We start from the raw sequence: 18,925 nt of genomic DNA, 5'->3' as shown, positions 1-18,925 counted from the left end.
TTCATGACCCGTCGCTCTCAGCGGCGTGCGCTCTCCTTGATCTTGGCGACGTTCGTGGCCTCGACGCAGGTCACGCCCGCCGCGCATGCCGATCCCCGCCCGCGCTCGATCGAGGCGTGGCAGCAGTCGACCAGCGTGCGTCTCCAGGCCGACGGCTCATTGTCCGACGTGCTCGCGCTCTCCTCAAGCGATGTGTGGGCGGTCGGCCAGCAGGAGATCTGGGACGTCTGGAAGACTCGCGGCGCCATCCGCCACTGGAACGGCAGCAGATGGGCGGAGGTGGGCATGCGCGACGACACCTCCGCCGGAAACCTGCGCGGGCTGGCCGCCGCCTCGCCGTCACAGGTGTGGGCGGTCGGCGACGGCCACGACGGCCTGCCGTACATCGCCCACGGCGACCCGGCCGGCTTCGACCGCGTCCGGCCGCAGGGGCTGCGCGCCGGAGACTGGCTGGGCGGCGTCGACGCCAAACCCGGCCGCGTCGTCGCGGTCGGCGGCCGCGACCGCAACGGGCTCGTCCTCACCGGCGACGGCACCACCTGGACGGTGCAGGAGACCAAGGAGAAGGGCACCCTCTACGCGGTCGACGGGGGCTTCGCCGTCGGCGACACCGGCACCGAGCCGCTGATCGTCCACCAGTCCGGCGGCTCGTGGAAGGCGATGGAGGTGCCGTCCATCCGCGGCGGCTACCTGCGCGACGTGCAGGTCGACAGCGCCAAGCGGGCGATGGCCGTCGGCGGCGTCTACCACGGGCCCGGCGACATCGAGCCGCTCGTGCTCACCTGGAACGGCAAGCGCTGGCGTGAGTTGCGGCTGCCCGGCTCCGAGGCGAGGCTCTACGGCGTGACCGGCGACGGCAAGGGCCGTTACTGGATCACCGGCTACGACCCGGCGCGGGCGGCCGAGCCGTTCCTGCTGCGCTGCGAGAAGGACGAGTGCGCCGCCATCCGCGGGGGCGCCCAGGACGGCCGGCGCAGCGTGCGTCTGCAGGCGGTGACGTACCTGCCGGGCAAGGGCACGGTGTGGGCCGTCGGGCACCAGGTCGACGAGGACGACCGCTACACCGACGTCGTCGAGTCGTTCGCGCCGAAGACCCCCACCGCGAAGTCCTGATCTTCTAGACGACGGCGCCGTCGTCCCAGCCGGAGTCGTTGGGCGGGCCGTCGCCCATGCGCACCACCAGCGCCACGAACCCGCCGATGAACGCCGCCACTGCCGTGAACAGCGCCCAGCCCTCGATGCGCCAGCCCGCCAGCGCCGCGACCAGCAGGTAGGCCGGGCCGCCGAACAGCGCCACCCATGCCACCTTGGTCGGCAGGTCGACCTTGGGCAGCGGAGGCGGCGGCGGGGGCTCGAAGTGGCCCTCGTCGGTCTCGTCGGTCTCGTCCGCGTCGTCCGCGTCGTTCTCGTCGTCCGTGTCGTCGGTCCGGACGGCCTCGAGATCATCGACGAGCGGGTCGTCGTCGAGGCGTTCCTCCGAGGGTTTGACGACCCGGCGGGTCGGCTCCGCCGGGAGGTTCTCGCTGTCCGGCCATGGCTGGTCGGCCGAGTCGCGCTCGGCTGTGTCGTTGAAGGACGCGACGATCTGCCGCCAGACCTCGTCCTCGTCACTCTGGGGCGTCACCTAGATGGGCCTCTCCGCAGCGATCGCGACTTCCCCCCGGGGGCGATCAGTCCCTCTGCAAGGGTACCGAGGCATGTGTCCGGATGAAGTCGAGGCTACCGGCAAAGATCCTGTGGGCATCGTTGTCCAGCGTCGCAACATGGTAGCTATCGGTAAGCTCCTCGATCGTGGCCTGCGGGACCTTCTCACGGATGATCGCGACACTCGTGGGCTTGACCACGTGGTCCTCGACGCTGTGGAAGACCAGCAGCGGTTGTCTCACCTTCGCCAGGTCGGCCTGCACCAGGGACCACAGCCCCGGCAACGAGGCGGCGGCCTTCACCGGGGTGCGGCTGTAGCCCAGCTCGGTCACGCCGGGCTTCTTGACGTCGTTGGCGACGCCGGCCACGGACGGCACGAACCACTTCAGCAGCGGAGCGAGCCTCAGCAGCGGCACGTCGTTGGCGATCGACGGGTTGACCACGATCAGGCCCCTGATGGCCGGGCCGTGCACCTCGGCCAGCCGCAGCGCCAGGCAGCCGCCCAGCGACAGCCCGCCCACGAACACCTCCGCGCAGCGCCCCCGCAGGTCCTCGTACGCCTTCTCCAGCTCGGCGTACCAGTCCTCCCACCGCGTGCGGTTCATCTCCTGCCACTTCGTGCCGTGACCCGGCTGGCGCGGCAGTGAGACGCTCAGCCCGTGAGCGGCCAGATACTCGCCCCACGGCCGCAGAGACTGGGGTGTGCCGGTGAACCCGTGACAGAGCAGCACACCGATCTCGCCCGCCTCGTGATGGTACGGTTCCGCGCCTGGCATGAGCGGCATAACAGCTCCTCCGTGCTGTTTCATTCCGGCGATTTCCTCCAGAACGGCCCGATCGTCGCATGTTCCGGGGTGTTTGTGCGAGAGCTGGTGTAGGAGCATCGCCGTCGAGATGGGAAGATGGCACTGCTCGCCCCCACTGCGCTGAGGAAGAGGTGCCAGGTGTTCTACTGGGTGGTCAAGGCCATCTTGGGGCCGTTCCTCCACCTTGTGTTCCGGCCGTGGACCGAGGGCGCGGACAATGTGCCCAAGCAGGGCCCAGCGATTCTGGCGGGCAACCATCTGTCGTTCGCCGACCATTTCTTCGGCCCATTGCAGATCAGGCGCAAGGTCATCTCCCTGGGCAAGGCCGACTATTTCACCGGCCGCGGCATCAAGGGTTTCTTCACCCGCCTGTTCTTCAGCGGCGTCGGCACCGTGCCCATCGACCGCTCCGGAGGCAAGGCCAGCGAGGCGGCGCTGCGTACGGGTCTGCGCGTCCTGCGTGAGGGTCACATCCTGGGCATCTACCCCGAAGGGACGCGTTCGCCCGACGGACGTCTCTACAAGGGCAAGACCGGCGTCGCCCGGCTCGCTCTGGAGGCGCGGGTCCCGGTGATCCCGTGGGCGATGATCGACACGTACGACATGATGCCGCCCGGGCGCCCGCTGCCCAAGCTCGGCATCCGGCCGGGCGTGCGGTTCGGCAAGCCGCTCGACTTCTCCCGCTACTACGGCATGGAGGACGACCGGCTGGTGTTGCGCGCGGTGACCGACGAGATCATGTACGCGCTGATGGAGCTGTCGGGCCAGGAATACGTCGACAAGTACGCCGCCAGCGCCAAGGTGGAGATGGAGCGCGCGCGGCGCGCCGCGGCGACCGGAAGCTGACGGTCACCCCGACCGTAAGGCCTCTTCCGTCTTGCGCATGGCCGACGTCATCGCGCGCAGCTCCTCGCGGCTGAGCCGGTCGATGAGGTATTCGCGCACGATCTCGAGATGGCCCGGCGCCACCTTCTCCAGCAGCCGGGCGCCGGCCGGGGTGAGCACGGCCAGCACGCCGCGGTCGTCGGACGGGCACGTCGTCCGCTCCACCAGCCCGGCCTCCTCCAGCCGGCCCACCTGATACGTCAGCGCGCTCTTCGACGCCACGACGCCCTTGGCCAGCTCCGTCATGCGCAGCCGCCGCCCGGTGGCGCCGGCGAGCCGCACGAGGATCTCGTACTGCGGGTGGGTGAGGCCGGCGGAGGCCTTGAGCTGCTCCTCGATCCGGCGCTCCAGCAGGTGGGAGGTCGTCAGGAAGGCGCGCCACGCCGCCATCTCGGTCCGGTCGAGCCAACGGGGCTGCGTCATCGGGTCAGTCTACTTCTCGTTCAGATTTGAACGTTCACTGTTAGAGTTGCCGTTCAAATCTGAACAATCATCGAGGAGTCCGCATGGTCGACCAGGCGCGTCCCGTCGTCCTGCTGCTGGCCAGGATCGCCATCGGGGTGATCTTCCTGGTGCACGGCTACCACAAGTTCGTGACCACGGGGATCGGAGGCACGATCGAGTTCTTCCAGTCCGTCGGCATCCCGCTGGCCGCCCTCGCCGCCCCGGCCGTGGCCATGCTGGAGGTGGCCGGGGGCCTGGCGCTGATCCTGGGTGCGGCGCTGCCGCTCGCCGGCACGCTGCTGGCCCTCACGATGGCCGGCGCGATCGTCTTCGTGCACGCCCCCAACGGCTTCGGCGCCGAGGACGGCGGCTACGAGTTCGTCCTGGCGCTGGCCGCGGCCAGCCTCGCGGTCGGCTTCTCCGGCGGCGGCGCGTTCGCGCTCGACCGCGTGCTGCTGCGCCGCCGCGGCCCCGCCACCGCGACCGCCTGACTCCCGCGCCGGTCAGGACAGGTGCGCGCGGATCTGCCTGATGTGCTCCGGCGTCGTACGGCAGCAGCCGCCGATCAGCGACGCGCCCGCCTGCTGCCACTCCTTGGCGGCCTGGCCGAACTCCACCGGGTCGGTCAGGCCCAGCCAGCGCCGGTTTCCGGCGTCCCACGTCTCGCCCGAGTTGGGGTAGACCACCACGGGCAGCCCGCCCGACAGCGCGCCGATCAGCCCGGTCATGTGGCGCGGCGCCGTGCAGTTGGCGCCCACCGCCACCACGCGCGGATTGCCGCCGAACAGGGCGGCCGCCTCGCGGATGGGGGTGCCGTCGCTGATGTGCTCGCCGTCACGGCACGAGAAGCTCACCCACGCCTTCACCCCCGGCGTGCCCTCCAGCAGCCTGGCCAGCGCCCGCGCCTCGGCGTAGGACGGGATGGTCTCGCAGGCCAGCAGGTCGGGCTCGGCCGCGACCAGGATCTCCCAGCGCGGCAGGTGCCAGGCGTACAGGCCGTCCTCGTCGAGGTCGTAGTCGCCGGTGTACTCGGCGCCGTTGGCCAGGAAGGCGCCGTACGGGCCGACCGAGGCGGCCACCAGCCCTCGGCCCGCCTCGTCGCGGGCCTGCCCCGCCAGCTGCACCGACAACCTGATCAGCCGCTCGGCCTGCGCGCCGTCGAGCCCGCGCCGCGCGAAGCCGGGCAGCGTGGCCTGGTAGCTGGCGGTCGTGGCCACGTCGGCGCCCGCCGCGAAGTAGGCGGCGTGCACGCGCCTGATCAGCTCGGGCTCCTCCAGCAGCAGCCGCGCCGACCACAGCTCGTCGCGCAGGTCGGCGCCGAGCCGTTCGAGCTGGGTGGCCAGCCCCCCGTCCAGGACAAGTGTCGTCACTTATCCAGGGTAAGAGCGTTCCAGCGCGCTTTCGTCCGTGCTCCTCACCCGGGGATGGCGGCGATACGCGTCAGAGCCGGACGATCCAGCACGATCACCTCGCCGGGGCCGATCGCGATGATCCCGCGGCGCTCGAACCCGCGCAGCGCGCGGTTGACGCTCACCCTCGTCGCGCCGATCTCGGCCCCCAGACCCGCCTGGCCGCCGTGGAGCGCGACCCGGCCGCCGGCGCACCGGCGTACCAGCCAGGAGGCCACCCGCGCGGGCACGTCGCGGACCGCCGCGTCGAGCAGCCGCTCGTCCAGGTCGCGCACGGTGGCGGCCAGCGTGCGCAGCAAGCGCACCGCCACGGACGGCTCCGCCTCGACCAGCTCCAGCACGGCCGCCCGCGGCAGATAGGCGACCCGCACGGCCGTCATGGCCGTCCGCGTGGCCCGGTGAGGGCCGTCCACGAGGAGGGCCGTCTTGTCGAACGCCACCGGCGCCTCCTCCACGGCGAGCACCACCTCCCTGCCCTCGGCGCTCACCCTGGCGGCCTTCACCCGCCCCGCGAGCAGCACGACGAGCTGGTCGGCCGGGTCGCCCTCGGTGCACAGGACCTGCCCGGCCGGGTAGCGCCGCCACCGTGCCAGGCCCGCCAGCGCGCCCATCCGCTCCTCGGTGAGCGCGGCGAACATCGGCAGGTCGGCCAGTGCGAATGTCATGTATCCCGCTATACACCACCCGCGTGCCCCGCGATGCTGAGCCCGGCGGGCGCCGGGGCCTAGCGTGCGGTGCCATGGCGAGATACGTGTTGCACCTGGCCTTCGACGGCGACCCCCGGCGGCTGGCCGCCCGCCCCGCGCACCGCGACCACCTGCGGCGGCTGAAGGAGGAGGGACGGCTGCTCACCGCCGGGCCCTGGGCGGACGACAGCGGAGCCCTGCACGTCTACGAGGTGGCGGACGAGGCAGAGCTCCGCGACATCCTGCGCGAGGACCCGTACACGGCGGTGGACGGCTACGAGATCGTGCTCCTGAAGGAGTGGACCCCGATCCTGTAGCCACCGCCGCTCAGGTGCGCTTCCAGAAGGGCGCGCGCGGTCCGCCGCCGGGGGCGCCCGGTCCGCCGGAGGCGCCGCCGCCTGGGGCGGGCGGCCGCTCGTCGCTCGCCAGCCTGGTCAGGACGGCGACGGCGTGGTCGTGGAGGGCTCGCGCGTTCGCGCCGGGGCGTTCGGCGGCCTCCAGGTCGCGGGCCAGGCGCTCCAGGTCCTCGTTCCCGCCGAGGTAGGCCGCCAGGGCGGCCAGGCGGGTGCCGAGGTCGGCCAGGTACAGCAGGTCGGGCGCCGGAAGCGCCCGCAGGCGGTCCAGCTCGGCGACGAGCTGGGGCCTGACCGACTCCGGGCGGTGCCCGCCGCGGCCACGCCGGCGACCCGGCGTGGGCGCCGGGGAGATCGGCGGCTGACCCGGCGGGTACGGCCGCACACCGGCGTCCGGCCCGCCGAAGTCGGGAACGGACACGTCAGCGCCACCGGCCGGGCCACCGGCGAGGAACTCCGGCCGGGCGGAGCCGAGGCCAGGACGCGGCAGCCCCATGCGCGAGGCGGCCCGCGGTGCGGCGGCGGGCCCGGCGGCAGGCGCGGCGGCCAGCATCGCGCCGAACCCGCCCGCCATCGGCGCCTGCGGCATCTCCCACCCGCTCGGCGGCTCGACCGGCTGGATCACGCGGTGCTCCGGCTCGCCGCCGGCGACCTCGCGGGTGTCCACCGCCACGTACGCGGTGAAGCGGCACAACACGCCGTGCTCCAGGGACGTCCGCACGATCCTGGACTCCAGATCGTGCTCGCCCATGGCGTACCGGTCCTCCAGCTCCCGCAGGTGGGCGCGGGCCCAGACGGCGCGCAGGGCCGGGTTGTCCACGGTCACGCCTTGGACGTGCTCCTCCCACGGCCCGCCGGCCGCCATCCCGCGCACGGTGACGGTGGAGCCCTCGCGGCAACGCCCGTACACCCGCAGGGGGACGCCAGGGAAGATCGAGCCGAGATGCGTGACCGTCTCCGGCTCGACGTCGAGACCCTTCAGCGACAGGTCGGTGACCAGGGGAGCGCCGATCCGGCGGTGGATGTGATCCATCGCGGCGTCCAGCCGGTCCTCCGACTCGACCAGCTCGCATCGGCCCGCGCCCAGCCCGGCCAGCCGGCCGAGGAAGCCGGCGTTCACCGCCCGGTCGATGCCGACGGTGTGCACCCGCATCGCCGACAGCGCGCCGCCGGCCTGCTCCAGGATCTGGTCCTCGTTGCCCACCTGGCCGTCGGTCACCAGTACCACGACGCGTTCGCGTTCGCCCTGCGCGCCGAGCAGCGCCACGGCCTGGCGCAGCGGCGTGAGCAGCTCGGTGCCGCCGCGGGCGTCGACCCGCGACAGGTGCTCGACCGCGCGGTAACGGTTGCGGTCGGACGCCTCCACCAGCCCCTCGAACGCCTGCTCCACCACGGAGTCGAAGGTCAGCACCGCGAACCTGTCCTGCGGCGTCAGCGTGTCGACGATGCGCGCGGCGGCCCGGCGGGCGCAGACCATCTTCCAGCCGCTCATGCTGCCGGAACGGTCGAGCACCAGCACCAGGTCGCGGGGCGTCCGCTGGGTCTGCAGCGGCGGCGGGAGCAGGGTCAGCGCGAACGTGCCCCGCCCGTCGAGCTGCAACGACGTGGACGCGTCGAACGTCAGCCGCAGGATGAAGTCGCGGTCGAGCCGCTCGCCGGGGCGCAGTCGTACGGTGCCGCCCTCCTCCTCCACGACGTGCAGGCTGGAGGCCAGCTCGCGCAGTTCCAGGCCGGCGGCGTCCACGTCGGCGCTCACCGACAGCCGGACCGGGTCGGGGAAGCCGGGCAGCAGCACGGGTGGGCTGATCCTGGAGGCGTCGGGCACCGCGTCGGTGTCGGGGGCCGTGCCGTCGCCGGCCGGCTCGCCGTCGACCGGGCTGCCCGGGATGTAACGCGGGGCCACGACCAGCGGGAAGCGGAACGTGGCCGCGCCGTCCTCGTACGGGAGCGGCTGGCTCATCGTGAGGCGGACCGAGACGCGCTCGCCCGGCAGGATGTTGCCCACCCGGATCGTGAACACGTCGGGCCGGTCCTCCTCGGCGATGGCGGCCCGTTTCCCCTCGCGCAGCGCCCGGTCGTAGTCCTGCCTGGCCTGGCCGCGTTCCTTGAGCACGCCCTCGACCACCCGGTCGTCGGCCTCCATCCGGAACCCGGTCACGGCCGCCCGGTCGGGCAGCGGGAAGACGTACGTGGCCTCCAGCGTGACGTCGAACGGGTTGGTGAAGTCCTGGGTGACCTCGACCCCGGCGACGAGCCCGGAGATGGCGGCGTGCACGTCGACGCTTTCGAGCGGCAGGTTGCCGCGGCCCGTCCGCAGCGCGCCGAACCCGGCGTCGGGCACCGGCAGGCACCGTGCGGGCTCCAGCGAAGTGATGTTCATAGGAGTTTCCTCTCTTCGAGCACCGCGAGCAGCGGCCCGGCCGCGGCCAGCACCGCCTGTACGTCTTCCTCGGACGGGGCCCTGGCCGTGTCCAGCACGATCCGCACCCGTTCGCCCACCCTGATCCCGGTGACCGTCTGCCCGGCGCCGGTCGGGCGGTGGGCCGGGACCGTGGCGGAGCGCGGCGGACGCCAGGCGTCCCCGGCCTGGGCCGGGGCACGGCGGGTCTTGAGCGCGTCCGGCGCCGTGCCCGCCGCAGGGGTGCCCGCCGTGGGGGTGCGCGGAGCGGGGCGAGTCTCCGGGCGTTCGGCCCAGAAGCGGCCGCGGGACTGGCCGTCACCGGCAGGACCCTCCGCGGCGCCGCCGGTGGGCGGCGGGCCGGGCGGGGAGCTCGCGGACGGCGCGCGCCCGGGTGACGGTGAGACGGCCGGCCGGGCCTGCTCCATGAGGACCGGCGGGACCTGGTCCGTGAGGGGGAGCCGGGCCGCGGTCTCCAGCATGCGGTCGGTCGCGCCGGCCAGGGCGGTCTGGATCTCGGCGATCGAGTGGCCGGCCGCCTGCAGGCGCTTCACGGCCACGAGTTGCAGCAGGTGACGGCGGCCGTAGCGGGCGACCCGGCCGCGCCGGGCGAGCGGCGGGTCGACCAGGCCGATCGTCGTGTACCACCGGATCAGCCGCTCGCCGGGCACGTCGCGGACCCGGCCGCTGGCGGGCGGGGGAGCGTCGGAGCGCAGCGCGCGCGCCGCGTGCTCGGCCAGCTCACCGATGGTCCAGGTGTCGCTCATACCTTCACGATGACACTGTCACCATTACAGTGTCAATGATGCAATCGGAAGAACGGCCTTCCTGATTTCGTTGTCACTAGGGAAAGTCCGACCGACGGGGAGGAACTACTCATGGCTACGATCACCGGCCCGCTTTCGGGTGATGCCAGGAACACCGTCGCGGAAGTACTCCAGGGCACGCTGGTCGACCTCATTGATCTGTCTCTGGTCGCCAAGCAGGCTCACTGGAACCTCATCGGTTCCCACTTCCGCCCGATCCATCTCCAACTCGACGAACTGACCGACCTCGCCCGGCAGCACATGGACGCCATCGCGGAACGCGCCGTCGCCATCGGCGTCAACCCCGACGGCCGCTCCGCCACCGTCGCCCGTTCCACCAAGCTGGCGCAGCCGGACGGCGGCTGGATCGAGGACGGCAAGGTCGTGGCGACCGTCACCGACATCCTCGACGGCATCAGCAAGCGCATGTACGAACGCATCCGCGCTGTCGAGGAGCCCGACCCGGTCACCCAGGACCTGCTGATCGCGGTGGCCCAGGACATCGACAAGCAGCACTGGATGTTCCAGGCACAGCGCTGACAGGCCCAGCACAGGCATCGCCGAAGGGCGGTGCCGGTGGTGCGCCGCGGGAGGCCCGGGCCGAGCGCCCGGGCTTTCGCCTGCCGCAGGCGAATCCGCCGGGACGTCGTGCTGGTGTGCTCGGGCCCGCGCATGCCGTAAGCGGCACGTAAGAGGTGAGCGGCCCTTGCCGATCTAGCGTGCGGGTCTATGAGCAACACGCAGATCGTCGTGCTCGCCAAGCGCCCGCGCCCCGGTTTCGTGAAGACCCGGCTGACGCCGCCGTACACGCCGGAGGAGGCGGCCGCGCTGGCCGCCTGCGCGCTGCGCGACACCCTGGACGCCGTCGCCGCCACCCCCGCCGCCGCCCGCGTGCTCGCCGTCGACGACGTACGCGGCTTCCACGCCGACCCCCGCTTCGGCGGCGGTGCCGGTTTCGCGGTGATCGGGCAGCGGGGTGGCGGGCTGGACGAGCGTCTGGCCGGGGCGTTCGGCGACGCGTACGCCCGCTGCCCCGTCCCCGTGCTCCTCGTCGGCATGGACACCCCGCAGGTGACCCCCGAGCTGCTCTCCCTGGCCGCGGCGGCGCTGGACGGGCGCGACGCCGTCTTCGGGCCGGCCGCCGACGGCGGGTTCTGGCTGCTCGGCCTGCGCCGCGCCGACCCCGCCCGGCTGCTCGGCGTCCCCATGTCCCGGCCCGACACCGGTGCGGCCCAGTTGCGCCGCCTGGACGGACTGTCCGTCGCCACGCTGCCCGTGCTCACCGACGTGGACGACGCCGCCTCCGCCCGCGAGGTCGCCGCCCGCGCCCCGCGCACCCGCTTCGCCGCCGCCCTCGCCCGCCTCTCCGCCGGGGCCACCCCGTGATCGGCGAGCTGTACGCCGACTCCCTGACCGGAGCCGAGACCGACATCGAGTACGAGGACGGCCGCCGCCGCCCGCTCCACGCCACGCGCTGGCTCGAACCCATCGACGGCGACGAGGTCATGCTGTCGCGCTGCTCGGGCCCCACCCTCGACGTCGGCTCGGGGCCCGGCCGGCTGACGGTCGCGCTCGCCCGGCGCGGTGTGGTGGCGCTCGGCATCGACGTCACCCCGCACGCCGTCCGGCTGACCAGGCTCGCGGGCGGCATGGCCCTGTGCCGGGACGTCTTCGGGCCCGTACCGGGGGCCGGCCGCTGGACGACCGCGCTGCTGGCCGACGGCAACATCGGCATCGGCGGCGACCCGCCCGCGCTCCTGCGCCGCATGCGGGAACTCGTCCGGCCGGGCGGCGAGGTGATCGCCGAGCTCGCCCCTCCAGGCGCCCCCACCCGTGCCGAACGGGTGCGCCTGCGCCGCGGCACGGTCACCGGCCCCTGGTTCCGCTGGGCCGACGTGTCGGTCTCGGACGTGTCCCGTCTCGCCCACGACACCGGCTTCACGGTGACGACCTGCGAGGAGGCGTCCGGCCGCTGGTTCGCCTGCCTCCGACGGACCCGCCGAGCCTGAACGGGCCGCCATGCGGCAGGTCCGCGGAAAGGGGAAGCGCTCGGCGGGTCAGGGCAGGCGCGGGCCGCACCGTGCGTGGGTGAGCGGGTGCGGCTGGGTGGGGTTTGCGCAGAGTTTGGTGTCGCGAGTCTCTGCCATTCATGTCCGTGCGGTCGACTAGCGTGGCATCCAGAGGGAGGCCCACGATGTCCCACAAGACTCTCCTCCGCACGGGCCCGCTCGTGCCGGGCGGCGTCAGCCCGTACGGCCCGATCGGCCTGCCGGGCGAGGGCGGCCTCGCGCTGCCCCCGCACTTCACCGGCCGGGTCGTGGCCCGCTCGGGCGCCAAGCTGGCCGGTCTGACCTGGCACGCGGCCCCCGACGGCGGCGCCTGTTTCCCCGACGGGAGCGGCTGGATCTACGTGTCCAACTCCGAGCTCCCCCTGCTCGGAGGGGCCTCGGCCGTGCGTTTTCGCGCCGACGGCGGCATCGCCGACGCCTACCGCATCCTGTCCGGCACCGACCTCAACGGCGCCGGCGGGGCCACGCCGTGGAACACCTGGCTGTCGTGCGAGCTCGGCCACCGCGGCCGCGTCTTCGAATGCGACCCCTACGGCGCCCGTGCCGCCCGCCCCCGCCTGGCCATGGGCCGCTTCAAGCACGAGGCCGCCGCCTGCGACCCCGAGCGGGGCGTGATCTACATGACCGAGGACGAGCCCGACGGCTGTTTCTACCGGTTCCGGCCCGGCGACTGGGGCGACCTGACGGAGGGCACGCTGGAGGTGCTGTGCTCCTCGGGCCGCTGGCGGCCGGTGCCGTCACCGGCCGCGCTCCTGAAGGAGGCCCGCCACCAGGTCGAGGACGCCCGCCACTTCGACCGCGGCAACGGCTGCCATTACGCGGGCGGCGTCTGCTACTTCACCACGAGGGGCGACTGCGGCCTGTGGGCGTACGACGCCGAGACCGGCACGCTGGAGCGGCTCGGCGGGGGCGTGCGCGCCGTCACCGCCGCCCCCTCGGGCGACCTGCACGCGGCCGGCCCCGGCACCCGGATCGACCTCATCGCCCCGGACCGCGCGGTGACCCCGTTCCTGCGGCTGCAGGGTCACGACGGGGCCGAGCTGACGGGTCTGGCGTTCTCGCCGCGCGGCGACCGTCTCTACTTCTCGCTCAGGAGCGGCCGGACCGAGGGCCTGACCTTCGAGGTCTCAGGACCGTTCCGCGCCTGACGGCGAGGTTGCGGGCCCGGTCCGCGCGGGTCTCAGCCGAGGTAGCGGACCAGCAGGTGCTTCAGCTCGGCCACCAGCTCGGCCGAGCGTTGCGGCGGTGACGAGGTGACCATCGGCATCACCGCCTTCACCATGGCCAGCGCCATGGTCCCCATGAGCCGGGCGCGTTCCTCGGGGAGCCCGGGGGAGCGGCGCCGCAGCATGTCCGCGATCCGCAGCGCGACGTCGTCGTGCAGCCGCTGCGACGCCGCGGCGAACCGGTCGCCCGTCGCCGTGCCGTACAGCAGCGACCAGTACGCCGGCGACTCGCTCTTGAACCGCACGCTCTCGTCCACCAGCTGTCCGACCAGCGCCTCCAGCGGGATGCCGGGGGTGACGGCGGCCAGCCGCGCGGACCAGTGCTCGGCCCGGTCGACGGTGTAGCGGGCCACCAGCCCGTCCAGGATCTCCTCCTTGTTCCGGAAGAACTGGTACAGCGTCCCCGGCGACACCCCCGCCCGCGCGGCGACCTGGTTGGTCGTCATGTCCGGATAGCCGAGCTCGGCGATCACCGCTTCGGCGGCGTCGAGGATCTCGGCCATGCGCTTCAGGCCGCGCGCCTGCCGGCGGACCGTGCGTTCAGTCATGCGTCCCCTCGTTGACAAATGCGAGCTTTGACTTGTATTTCTGGTAAGGCCAACAAACACGAGTAGTTTACCGATTTATCGGGAGTTCCCCCATGAAGAGCGTGATGACCAGGACGGCGGTGGCGCGATGGCGGTGAACACCCGCACCCGGGCGCCCGGCCCGGCGACCGCCGGCCCGCCTCTGCGCCGGCTCGGGTTCCTCCTCGTCCGCCACCGCAGGCTCGTCCTCTCCTTGGCCCTGGCCCTGCTGGTCGCCGCCGGAGTCCTGGCGGCCGGGGCGGTGCCGCGGCTGTCCCTGGCCAGGTTCGAGGCCCCGGGCTCGGAGTCGGATCGCGCGCAGGCCGAGCTGCAGGCGCGCTTCGGCACCGGCAGCCCCGACATGATCTTCCTGGTGACCGCCAGGACCGGCACTGTCGACGATCCCGCGATCGAGGCGGCGGGCCGCGAGCTGACCGCCCGCGTCGCCCGCGCTGACGGCGTCGCCGAGGCCGCCTCCTACTGGACCCGTGGCCGGCCCGTCACCCTGCGCAGCGAGGACGGCCGGCACGCGCTCATCCTCGTCCGCGTCCCCGGCGACGCCGACCACGTGCGCGCCGGCGTCCTGCCCCGGCTCGTCCCCGAGATCACCGAGGGCACCGAGCTGCTCCAGGTGCGGGCCGGGGGAGGGGAGGAGGTCTTCCGCGAGACCGTGCCCCTGTCGCGGCAGGACTTCGTCCGGGCCGAGCTGATCATCTTCCCGCTGGCGTTCGTGCTGCTCTGGCTCTACCAGCGGCGCGTCATGGCCGCGCTGGTGCCGATCCTGGCCGGCGTGTACGCCATGGTGATCGGCCTGGCGCTGCTGGCCGGCGTGCTGGCGTTCGCCGAGATCTCGACCTTCGCCCTCAACCTGACCCTGGCCATGGGCCTCGGTCTCGGCATCGACTACTGCCTGTTCGTCGTCCATCGTTTCCGCGAGGAGGTCCGGCGCGGCGCCGACCGGGCGGCGGCGGTCGCCGGTGCCGTCGAGCACGCGGGCAGGACCGTGCTGTTCAGCGGGCTCACCGTGGCGGCCTCACTCGCGGTGCTGTTCGTGCTGCCCTTCGACTTCCTGCGCTCCTTCGCGTACGCGGGCGTCGCCGTGGTCATCGGCGGCCTGGTCGCGGCGGTCCTCGTGCTGCCCGCCGTGCTCGCCTCGATCGGCGGCACGATGTTGCCCGGGCGCGAGCGGCCTGAGCGCGAGAACGGCCTCTGGCACGGCCTGGCCACCCGGGTGATGCGCCGGCCGCTGGTGTTTGGGGGCGTGGCCACGGCGCTGCTGCTGGTGCTCGCCTCGCCGTTCCTCGGCCTGCGCTTCGGCGTGGCCGACGACCGCGTCCTGCCGCCGCAGGCGTCGTCGCGGCAGACCCAGGAGGTGATCCGGCAGACGTTCCCCGCCGAGGAGACCGACGCCATCCAGCTCGTCTCGCGGGACGCCGTGACCGCCGACGTCACCCCGTACGCCACTGCCCTGTCCAGGCTGCCCGGCGTCGCCCAGGTGGACACGGCGGCGGGCTCGTTCGCGGGCGGCGCGCGCATGGGCGGCGGTGACCCCGCGAGGTTCCGGGGCGAGGGCACGTGGTTGTCCGTGGTGCCCTCCGCCGCCGTCCTCGCCGACGACCCCGTCCGCCTGGTCGGGGCCGTACGCGCGGTCGAGCCGCCGTTCCCGGTGCTGGTCGGCGGCTACCCGGCCGAGCTGGCCGACTACCGCGCCTCCGTGGTCGACCGGCTCCCGCTGGTGATCGGGCTCATGCTCGTCATCACGTTCGCGGTGCTGTACGTCATGACGAGGAGTGTGCTCATCCCGCTCAAGGCGACCCTGCTGAACGTCCTCAGCCTCGCCGTCATGTCCGGCGTCCTCGTCTGGGTCTTCCAGGACGGCAACCTGTCGGGCCTGCTCGGTTTCACCGCGACGGGCACGCTCGACCCCAGCATCCCGATCCTCATGCTCTGCGTCGCCTACGGCTTGTCCATGGACTACGAGGTCTTCCTGCTCTCCCGCATCAAGGAGGAGTACGACAGGACCGGCGACACCGAGCGGGCGGTCGCCGCCGGGCTGCAGCGCGGCGCGCCGCTGATCACCGCGGCGGGCGGCATCCTGGCCCTCACGTTCGCCGCGTACGCCACGGCGGAGGTGATGTTCGTGCAGATGCTGGGCGTCGGCATGGCGGTGGCCGTGCTGGTGGACGCCACGGTGATCAGGGCGGTGCTGGTGCCGAGCCTCATGCGCCTGGCGGGTCCGCTCAACTGGTGGCCGAAAGGTCGCGCGACCACACCTGGTCGGTGACCTCGACGCCGTTCTCGACGCCCTTCTCCTCCGACTCCAGCGTGAACCCGGCCGCCTGGTAGATGCGCCGCGCGCTCACCAGGTTGTCGCGTGTCCACAGGGTGATGCGCTTGCAGCCCATGGCGCGGGCGTGGCGCAGGCACTCGTCGACGAGCCGCCGCCCGATGCCGTGCCCGCGGGCGGACGGCTCGACCAGCAACATCCGCAGCTTGGCCGTCGTGTCGTCCTGCCGCACGCAGAACACGCAGCCGGCGCGTTCGCCGTCGACCTCGGCGATCCAGCCGGCGTCGCGCGAGAGGTCCAGCTCGCCGACGATGCGGGCGACGAGCTGCTCGAAGTCGATGCCCCAGCCGTACTCGGAGCTGTAGAGCTCGCCGTGGCGGAAGACCACCCAGCCGAGATCGCCAGGACGCGGCGGCCTGATCACCACTGCCTCCCGCTTCTCCTGCGCGCCGAGCAGCCGCCTGATCGCCGCCATGCTGGAGACCAGCCGCTCCTGGTCGGGCCCGGGCAGCCCGGCCAGCAGCCGGTCGATCTCCTCGCTCTGGCGCCGGTCCAGCCCGGCGAAGACCTCGGCACCCGCCGGGGTAAGCATGACGAGCTGCCGGCGCGCGTCGGACGCCGACCGCTCCCGTGCCACCAGCCCGTCGCCCTCGAAGCGGGTGAGGATGCGGCTGAGGTAGCCCGCGTCCAGGCCGAGCAGCCCGCGCAGCTCGCCGGTCTCCATCGAGCCGGTCCGGGCCAGCTCGAAGAGCACCCTCACTTCGGTCAGTGAGTACGGCGAGTCGAGCATCCCCGCCTGGAGCGCGCCGATCACCTTCGTATAGAACCGGTTGAAGGCCCTGACCTCAGAGACATTTGACTCTGTCAACGAACTCATTGCTCCAGTCAACCATAGGAGGATCCCCGCTGTGAAGAGCGTGTTCATCGGCGGCTACGGCCCGGGCATCGTCATGATCGGCGGCGGCCTCACCAGAGTCGCCTCACCGTCGTTCCTGGCCGTCCATCCCACCCAGCGGGTGCTGTACGCCGTGGGTGAGCTCGAACGCGGCTGGCTCACCGCCTACGAGGTGGAGCGGAGTCTCGCGCCTCTGGACGAGCGGCCGAGCGAGGGCGACAGCCCCTGTCACGTCGCCGTGGACCCCGAGGGAGCGCTGCTGGCGGTGGCCAACTACGGCGACGGCACGGCCACCCTCTACCGGCTCGACGAGCGCGGCGCGTTCGCGGGCGATCCGATCGTGCTGCGTCACGAGGGCTCCGGCCCGAACGCCGAGCGCCAGGAGGGCCCCCACGCCCACCAGGCCGTCTTCCACGACGGCCTGCTGCACATCTCCGACCTCGGCACCGACGAGATCCGCCGCTACCGCTACGACGGCACCCCGGTGGAGCCGATCAGGCTGTCGCCGGGCACCGGCCCGCGCCACTTCGCCTTCTCCGGCTCCCGCCTGTACGTCGCGGGCGAGCTCGACGGCTCGGTCACCCTCATCGACGGCGAGCGCCGCACGGTCGTCCACGCCAGCCGCCGCCCGGGCGAGAACGCCCCCTCGCACCTGCAGCTGGAGGGCGACCTCGTCTATGTCGCCAACCGCGGCCCCGACACCATCTCGGTGCTGCGCGCCGCCGACCTGTCGCCGGTGGGCGAGGTGCCCTCCGGCGGCGACTGGCCGCGCCACTTCGCCATCGACGGCGACCGCATGTACGTGGCCAACCAGCACTCCGACCAGGTGACCGTCTTCGCGCTGCGCGACGGCCTCCCCGAGCCGACCGGGGAGGCGTACGACGTCGACAGCCCCGCCTGCGTGCTGATCAGCTGAGCGGCCGGGCGGCGGCCGTGGTCAGTCCCACCGCCGCCCGCCACCGCTTGTATCCGGCGTCGTCGGCCTGCTCGGGCTCGAAGCGCCGGTCGAGGCGCCAGGTCTGGCGCAGCTCGGCCTTCGACCCCCACACGCCGGCGCCCAGCCCCGCCAGGAACGCCGCGCCCAGCGCGGTCGTCTCCTGGATCGCCGGCCGCTCCACCGGTGTGCCGAGCTGGTCGGCCTGCAACTGCATGAGCAGGTTGTTGACGCTGGCCCCGCCGTCGGCCTTGAGCACCGGCGCCGAGCCCGCGGTCATCGCCTCCACCACGTCGCGCACCTCGTACGCGATCGCCTCCAGGGTGGCCCTGACCAGGTGCGCCCGCGTCGTGCCGCGCGTGATGCCGGTGATCAGGCCGCGCGCGTCCGGCTCCCAGTGCGGGGCGCCCAGCCCGGTCAGCGCCGGTACGAACACCACGCCGCCGGTGTCGGGCACCGTGCGGGCCAGCGCCTCCGACTCCGCCGCGGTGCCGAGCACCCCGAGCCCGTCGCGCAGCCACTGCACGGCCGCCCCCGTCACGAAGATCGACCCCTCCAGGGCGAACGTGCGCTCGCCGGACGGCGTCTGCCAGGCCACCGTGGTCAGCAGCCCCGACTCCGAGCGCGCGATCTCGCCGCCCAGGTTGGTCAGGACGAACGAGCCCGTGCCGTAGGTGCACTTCACGTCGCCCACGTCGAAGCAGGTCCGCCCGAACAGCGCCGCCTGCTGGTCGCCGGCCACCCCGCTGATCGGCAGGTCGAGCCCCAGGAAGGCCCCCGGATCCGTACGCCCCAGCGGGCCGTAGTTGGGCACGATCTCCGGCAGGGCCGACTCCGGCACGCCGAACAGCTCGCACAACTCCGGCTCCCAGGCGCCGGACTCCAGGCCGTACAGCAGCGTCCGGGAGGCGTTGGACGGGTCGGTCACGTGCCGCGCGCCCGCCGTCATCCGGGCGATCAGGTACGAATCCACCGTCCCAATCGCCACATTTCCGGACTCGACCCCTTCCCACAGTCCAGGGTCGTTCTCGGCCAGCCAGCCGAGTTTGGTCGCCGTGAAGTACGGGTCGAGCCGCAGCCCGGTCAGCTCCGATATACGCGGCTCGTAGCCCGCCTCGCGCAGCCGTACGCACTGCTCGGCCGTGCGGCGGTCCTGCCAGACGACGGCGCGGCGCGGCGCGGCCAGCGTCCGGCGGTCCCACAGCACCGCGGTCTCGCGCTGGTTGGTGATGCCGACGCAGGCCGGCGACGCCGCGGCGCCGCTCAGCGCGGCGGCGCAGGACGCCAGCGTCGCCTGCCAGATGTCCTCGGGATTGTGCTCGACCCAGCCGGGCCGCGGGAAGTGCTGAGCGAATTCCTCGTATCCCTTGGATTCGATATGTCCGTTATCGGTGACGACGACTGCTGTGACCCCCGTCGTCCCGGCGTCGATGGCCAAGACGCTCATCGATATTTCCTCCCGTTCGAGGTTCGGCCGGTGTGCCCTGGCGTTTGGTCTAGACCACTGGCTGTGATGG

At 72.9% G+C, this 18,925-nt stretch carries 20 protein-coding genes; 10 read left to right on the top strand and 10 right to left on the bottom strand.

Annotated features, from left to right (window positions below):
- Nucleotides 1–3: 3 nt before the first annotated feature.
- Entirely contained in the window at nucleotides 4–1,113 is a 1,110-nt protein-coding gene (locus tag ACIBP6_RS18340) for a hypothetical protein (protein WP_397053527.1), read from the top strand.
- A 4-nt stretch (nucleotides 1,114–1,117) separates the two neighbouring features.
- Here the strand turns inward: ACIBP6_RS18340 and ACIBP6_RS18335 are convergent, their stop codons facing one another.
- On the bottom strand, nucleotides 1,118–1,624 hold the full coding sequence (locus tag ACIBP6_RS18335) for a hypothetical protein (RefSeq protein ID WP_397053525.1): 507 nt from the start codon (nucleotides 1,622–1,624) through the stop codon (nucleotides 1,118–1,120).
- Nucleotides 1,625–1,670: 46 nt separating this feature from the next.
- The gene (locus ACIBP6_RS18330; protein WP_132612858.1) at nucleotides 1,671–2,429 is read right to left on the bottom strand and encodes an alpha/beta hydrolase; all 759 of its coding nucleotides are present in this window, start codon (nucleotides 2,427–2,429) and stop codon (nucleotides 1,671–1,673) included.
- Between the two features lie 159 nt (nucleotides 2,430–2,588).
- On the opposite strand from ACIBP6_RS18330, the gene ACIBP6_RS18325 reads away from it, so the two are divergent.
- Nucleotides 2,589–3,296 (top strand): lysophospholipid acyltransferase family protein, encoded by a 708-nt coding sequence (locus tag ACIBP6_RS18325; protein ID WP_397055360.1) that lies wholly within the window; start codon nucleotides 2,589–2,591, stop codon nucleotides 3,294–3,296.
- Between the two features lie 3 nt (nucleotides 3,297–3,299).
- Here the strand turns inward: ACIBP6_RS18325 and ACIBP6_RS18320 are convergent, their stop codons facing one another.
- Nucleotides 3,300–3,758 (bottom strand): MarR family winged helix-turn-helix transcriptional regulator, encoded by a 459-nt coding sequence (locus ACIBP6_RS18320; protein ID WP_397053523.1) that lies wholly within the window; start codon nucleotides 3,756–3,758, stop codon nucleotides 3,300–3,302.
- Nucleotides 3,759–3,841: 83 nt separating this feature from the next.
- Here ACIBP6_RS18320 and ACIBP6_RS18315 point away from each other — a divergent pair, with 83 nt between their 5' ends.
- Nucleotides 3,842–4,270, top strand: a complete 429-nt coding sequence (locus tag ACIBP6_RS18315) for a DoxX family protein (protein ID WP_397053521.1) — start codon at nucleotides 3,842–3,844, stop codon at nucleotides 4,268–4,270.
- Nucleotides 4,271–4,282: 12 nt separating this feature from the next.
- Here ACIBP6_RS18315 and mmuM read toward each other — a convergent pair whose 3' ends face one another.
- Together mmuM and ACIBP6_RS18305 are read right to left on the bottom strand one after the other, a co-directional pair.
- On the bottom strand, nucleotides 4,283–5,149 hold the full coding sequence (gene mmuM, locus ACIBP6_RS18310; RefSeq protein WP_397053519.1) for a homocysteine S-methyltransferase: 867 nt from the start codon (nucleotides 5,147–5,149) through the stop codon (nucleotides 4,283–4,285).
- A 44-nt stretch (nucleotides 5,150–5,193) separates the two neighbouring features.
- Nucleotides 5,194–5,853: a Crp/Fnr family transcriptional regulator gene (locus ACIBP6_RS18305; protein WP_397053517.1), complete on the bottom strand. Its 660-nt coding sequence runs from the start codon at nucleotides 5,851–5,853 to the stop codon at nucleotides 5,194–5,196.
- Between the two features lie 74 nt (nucleotides 5,854–5,927).
- Here ACIBP6_RS18305 and ACIBP6_RS18300 point away from each other — a divergent pair, with 74 nt between their 5' ends.
- Nucleotides 5,928–6,191, top strand: coding sequence for a YciI family protein (locus ACIBP6_RS18300; protein WP_132612868.1), 264 nt, complete (start codon nucleotides 5,928–5,930; stop codon nucleotides 6,189–6,191).
- Nucleotides 6,192–6,201: 10 nt separating this feature from the next.
- Here the strand turns inward: ACIBP6_RS18300 and ACIBP6_RS18295 are convergent, their stop codons facing one another.
- Both ACIBP6_RS18295 and ACIBP6_RS18290 read right to left on the bottom strand, forming a co-directional pair.
- Nucleotides 6,202–8,607, bottom strand: a complete 2,406-nt coding sequence (locus tag ACIBP6_RS18295) for a VIT domain-containing protein (RefSeq protein ID WP_397053515.1) — start codon at nucleotides 8,605–8,607, stop codon at nucleotides 6,202–6,204.
- Entirely contained in the window at nucleotides 8,604–9,392 is a 789-nt protein-coding gene (locus tag ACIBP6_RS18290) for a helix-turn-helix domain-containing protein (RefSeq protein ID WP_397053513.1), read from the bottom strand. The genes ACIBP6_RS18295 and ACIBP6_RS18290 overlap by 4 nt, the downstream gene beginning before the upstream one ends.
- 111 nt (nucleotides 9,393–9,503) lie before the next feature.
- Here ACIBP6_RS18290 and ACIBP6_RS18285 point away from each other — a divergent pair, with 111 nt between their 5' ends.
- The 4 genes from ACIBP6_RS18285 to ACIBP6_RS18270 all read left to right on the top strand — a co-directional run bounded on the left by ACIBP6_RS18285 (nucleotide 9,504) and on the right by ACIBP6_RS18270 (nucleotide 12,648).
- Nucleotides 9,504–9,971: a Dps family protein gene (locus ACIBP6_RS18285; protein WP_397053511.1), complete on the top strand. Its 468-nt coding sequence runs from the start codon at nucleotides 9,504–9,506 to the stop codon at nucleotides 9,969–9,971.
- A 189-nt stretch (nucleotides 9,972–10,160) separates the two neighbouring features.
- Nucleotides 10,161–10,817 (top strand): TIGR04282 family arsenosugar biosynthesis glycosyltransferase, encoded by a 657-nt coding sequence (locus ACIBP6_RS18280; RefSeq protein ID WP_397053509.1) that lies wholly within the window; start codon nucleotides 10,161–10,163, stop codon nucleotides 10,815–10,817.
- Entirely contained in the window at nucleotides 10,814–11,440 is a 627-nt protein-coding gene (locus tag ACIBP6_RS18275) for a class I SAM-dependent methyltransferase (RefSeq protein ID WP_397053507.1), read from the top strand. Before ACIBP6_RS18280 ends, ACIBP6_RS18275 begins: the two co-directional genes overlap by 4 nt.
- 185 nt (nucleotides 11,441–11,625) lie before the next feature.
- On the top strand, nucleotides 11,626–12,648 hold the full coding sequence (locus ACIBP6_RS18270; RefSeq protein WP_397053505.1) for an alkaline phosphatase PhoX: 1,023 nt from the start codon (nucleotides 11,626–11,628) through the stop codon (nucleotides 12,646–12,648).
- Between the two features lie 32 nt (nucleotides 12,649–12,680).
- Here ACIBP6_RS18270 and ACIBP6_RS18265 read toward each other — a convergent pair whose 3' ends face one another.
- A complete protein-coding gene (locus ACIBP6_RS18265; protein ID WP_397053503.1) occupies nucleotides 12,681–13,274 on the bottom strand; it encodes a TetR/AcrR family transcriptional regulator in 594 nt (197 codons plus the stop codon).
- A 127-nt stretch (nucleotides 13,275–13,401) separates the two neighbouring features.
- On the opposite strand from ACIBP6_RS18265, the gene ACIBP6_RS18260 reads away from it, so the two are divergent.
- Nucleotides 13,402–15,576 (top strand): MMPL family transporter, encoded by a 2,175-nt coding sequence (locus ACIBP6_RS18260; RefSeq protein WP_397053501.1) that lies wholly within the window; start codon nucleotides 13,402–13,404, stop codon nucleotides 15,574–15,576.
- Here the strand turns inward: ACIBP6_RS18260 and ACIBP6_RS18255 are convergent.
- Entirely contained in the window at nucleotides 15,533–16,456 is a 924-nt protein-coding gene (locus tag ACIBP6_RS18255) for a bifunctional helix-turn-helix transcriptional regulator/GNAT family N-acetyltransferase (RefSeq protein WP_397053499.1), read from the bottom strand. The genes ACIBP6_RS18260 and ACIBP6_RS18255 overlap by 44 nt on opposite strands.
- Nucleotides 16,457–16,487: 31 nt before the next feature.
- On the opposite strand from ACIBP6_RS18255, the gene ACIBP6_RS18250 reads away from it, so the two are divergent.
- Nucleotides 16,488–17,390 carry a lactonase family protein gene (locus ACIBP6_RS18250; RefSeq protein WP_397053497.1) on the top strand — a complete coding sequence of 301 codons (903 nt, stop codon included), beginning with the start codon at nucleotides 16,488–16,490 and terminating at the stop codon, nucleotides 17,388–17,390.
- Here the strand turns inward: ACIBP6_RS18250 and ACIBP6_RS18245 are convergent.
- Entirely contained in the window at nucleotides 17,383–18,855 is a 1,473-nt protein-coding gene (locus ACIBP6_RS18245; protein WP_397053495.1) for an FGGY family carbohydrate kinase, read from the bottom strand. The two genes, ACIBP6_RS18250 and ACIBP6_RS18245, sit on opposite strands and share 8 nt — an antisense overlap.
- Nucleotides 18,856–18,925: the final 70 nt, after the last annotated feature.

Origin of the sequence: Nonomuraea terrae (genome assembly GCF_044465245.1) — a bacterium.
Taxonomy (GTDB): domain Bacteria; phylum Actinomycetota; class Actinomycetes; order Streptosporangiales; family Streptosporangiaceae; genus Nonomuraea; species Nonomuraea terrae.
This window is presented reverse-complemented; position numbering and strand designations above follow the sequence as displayed.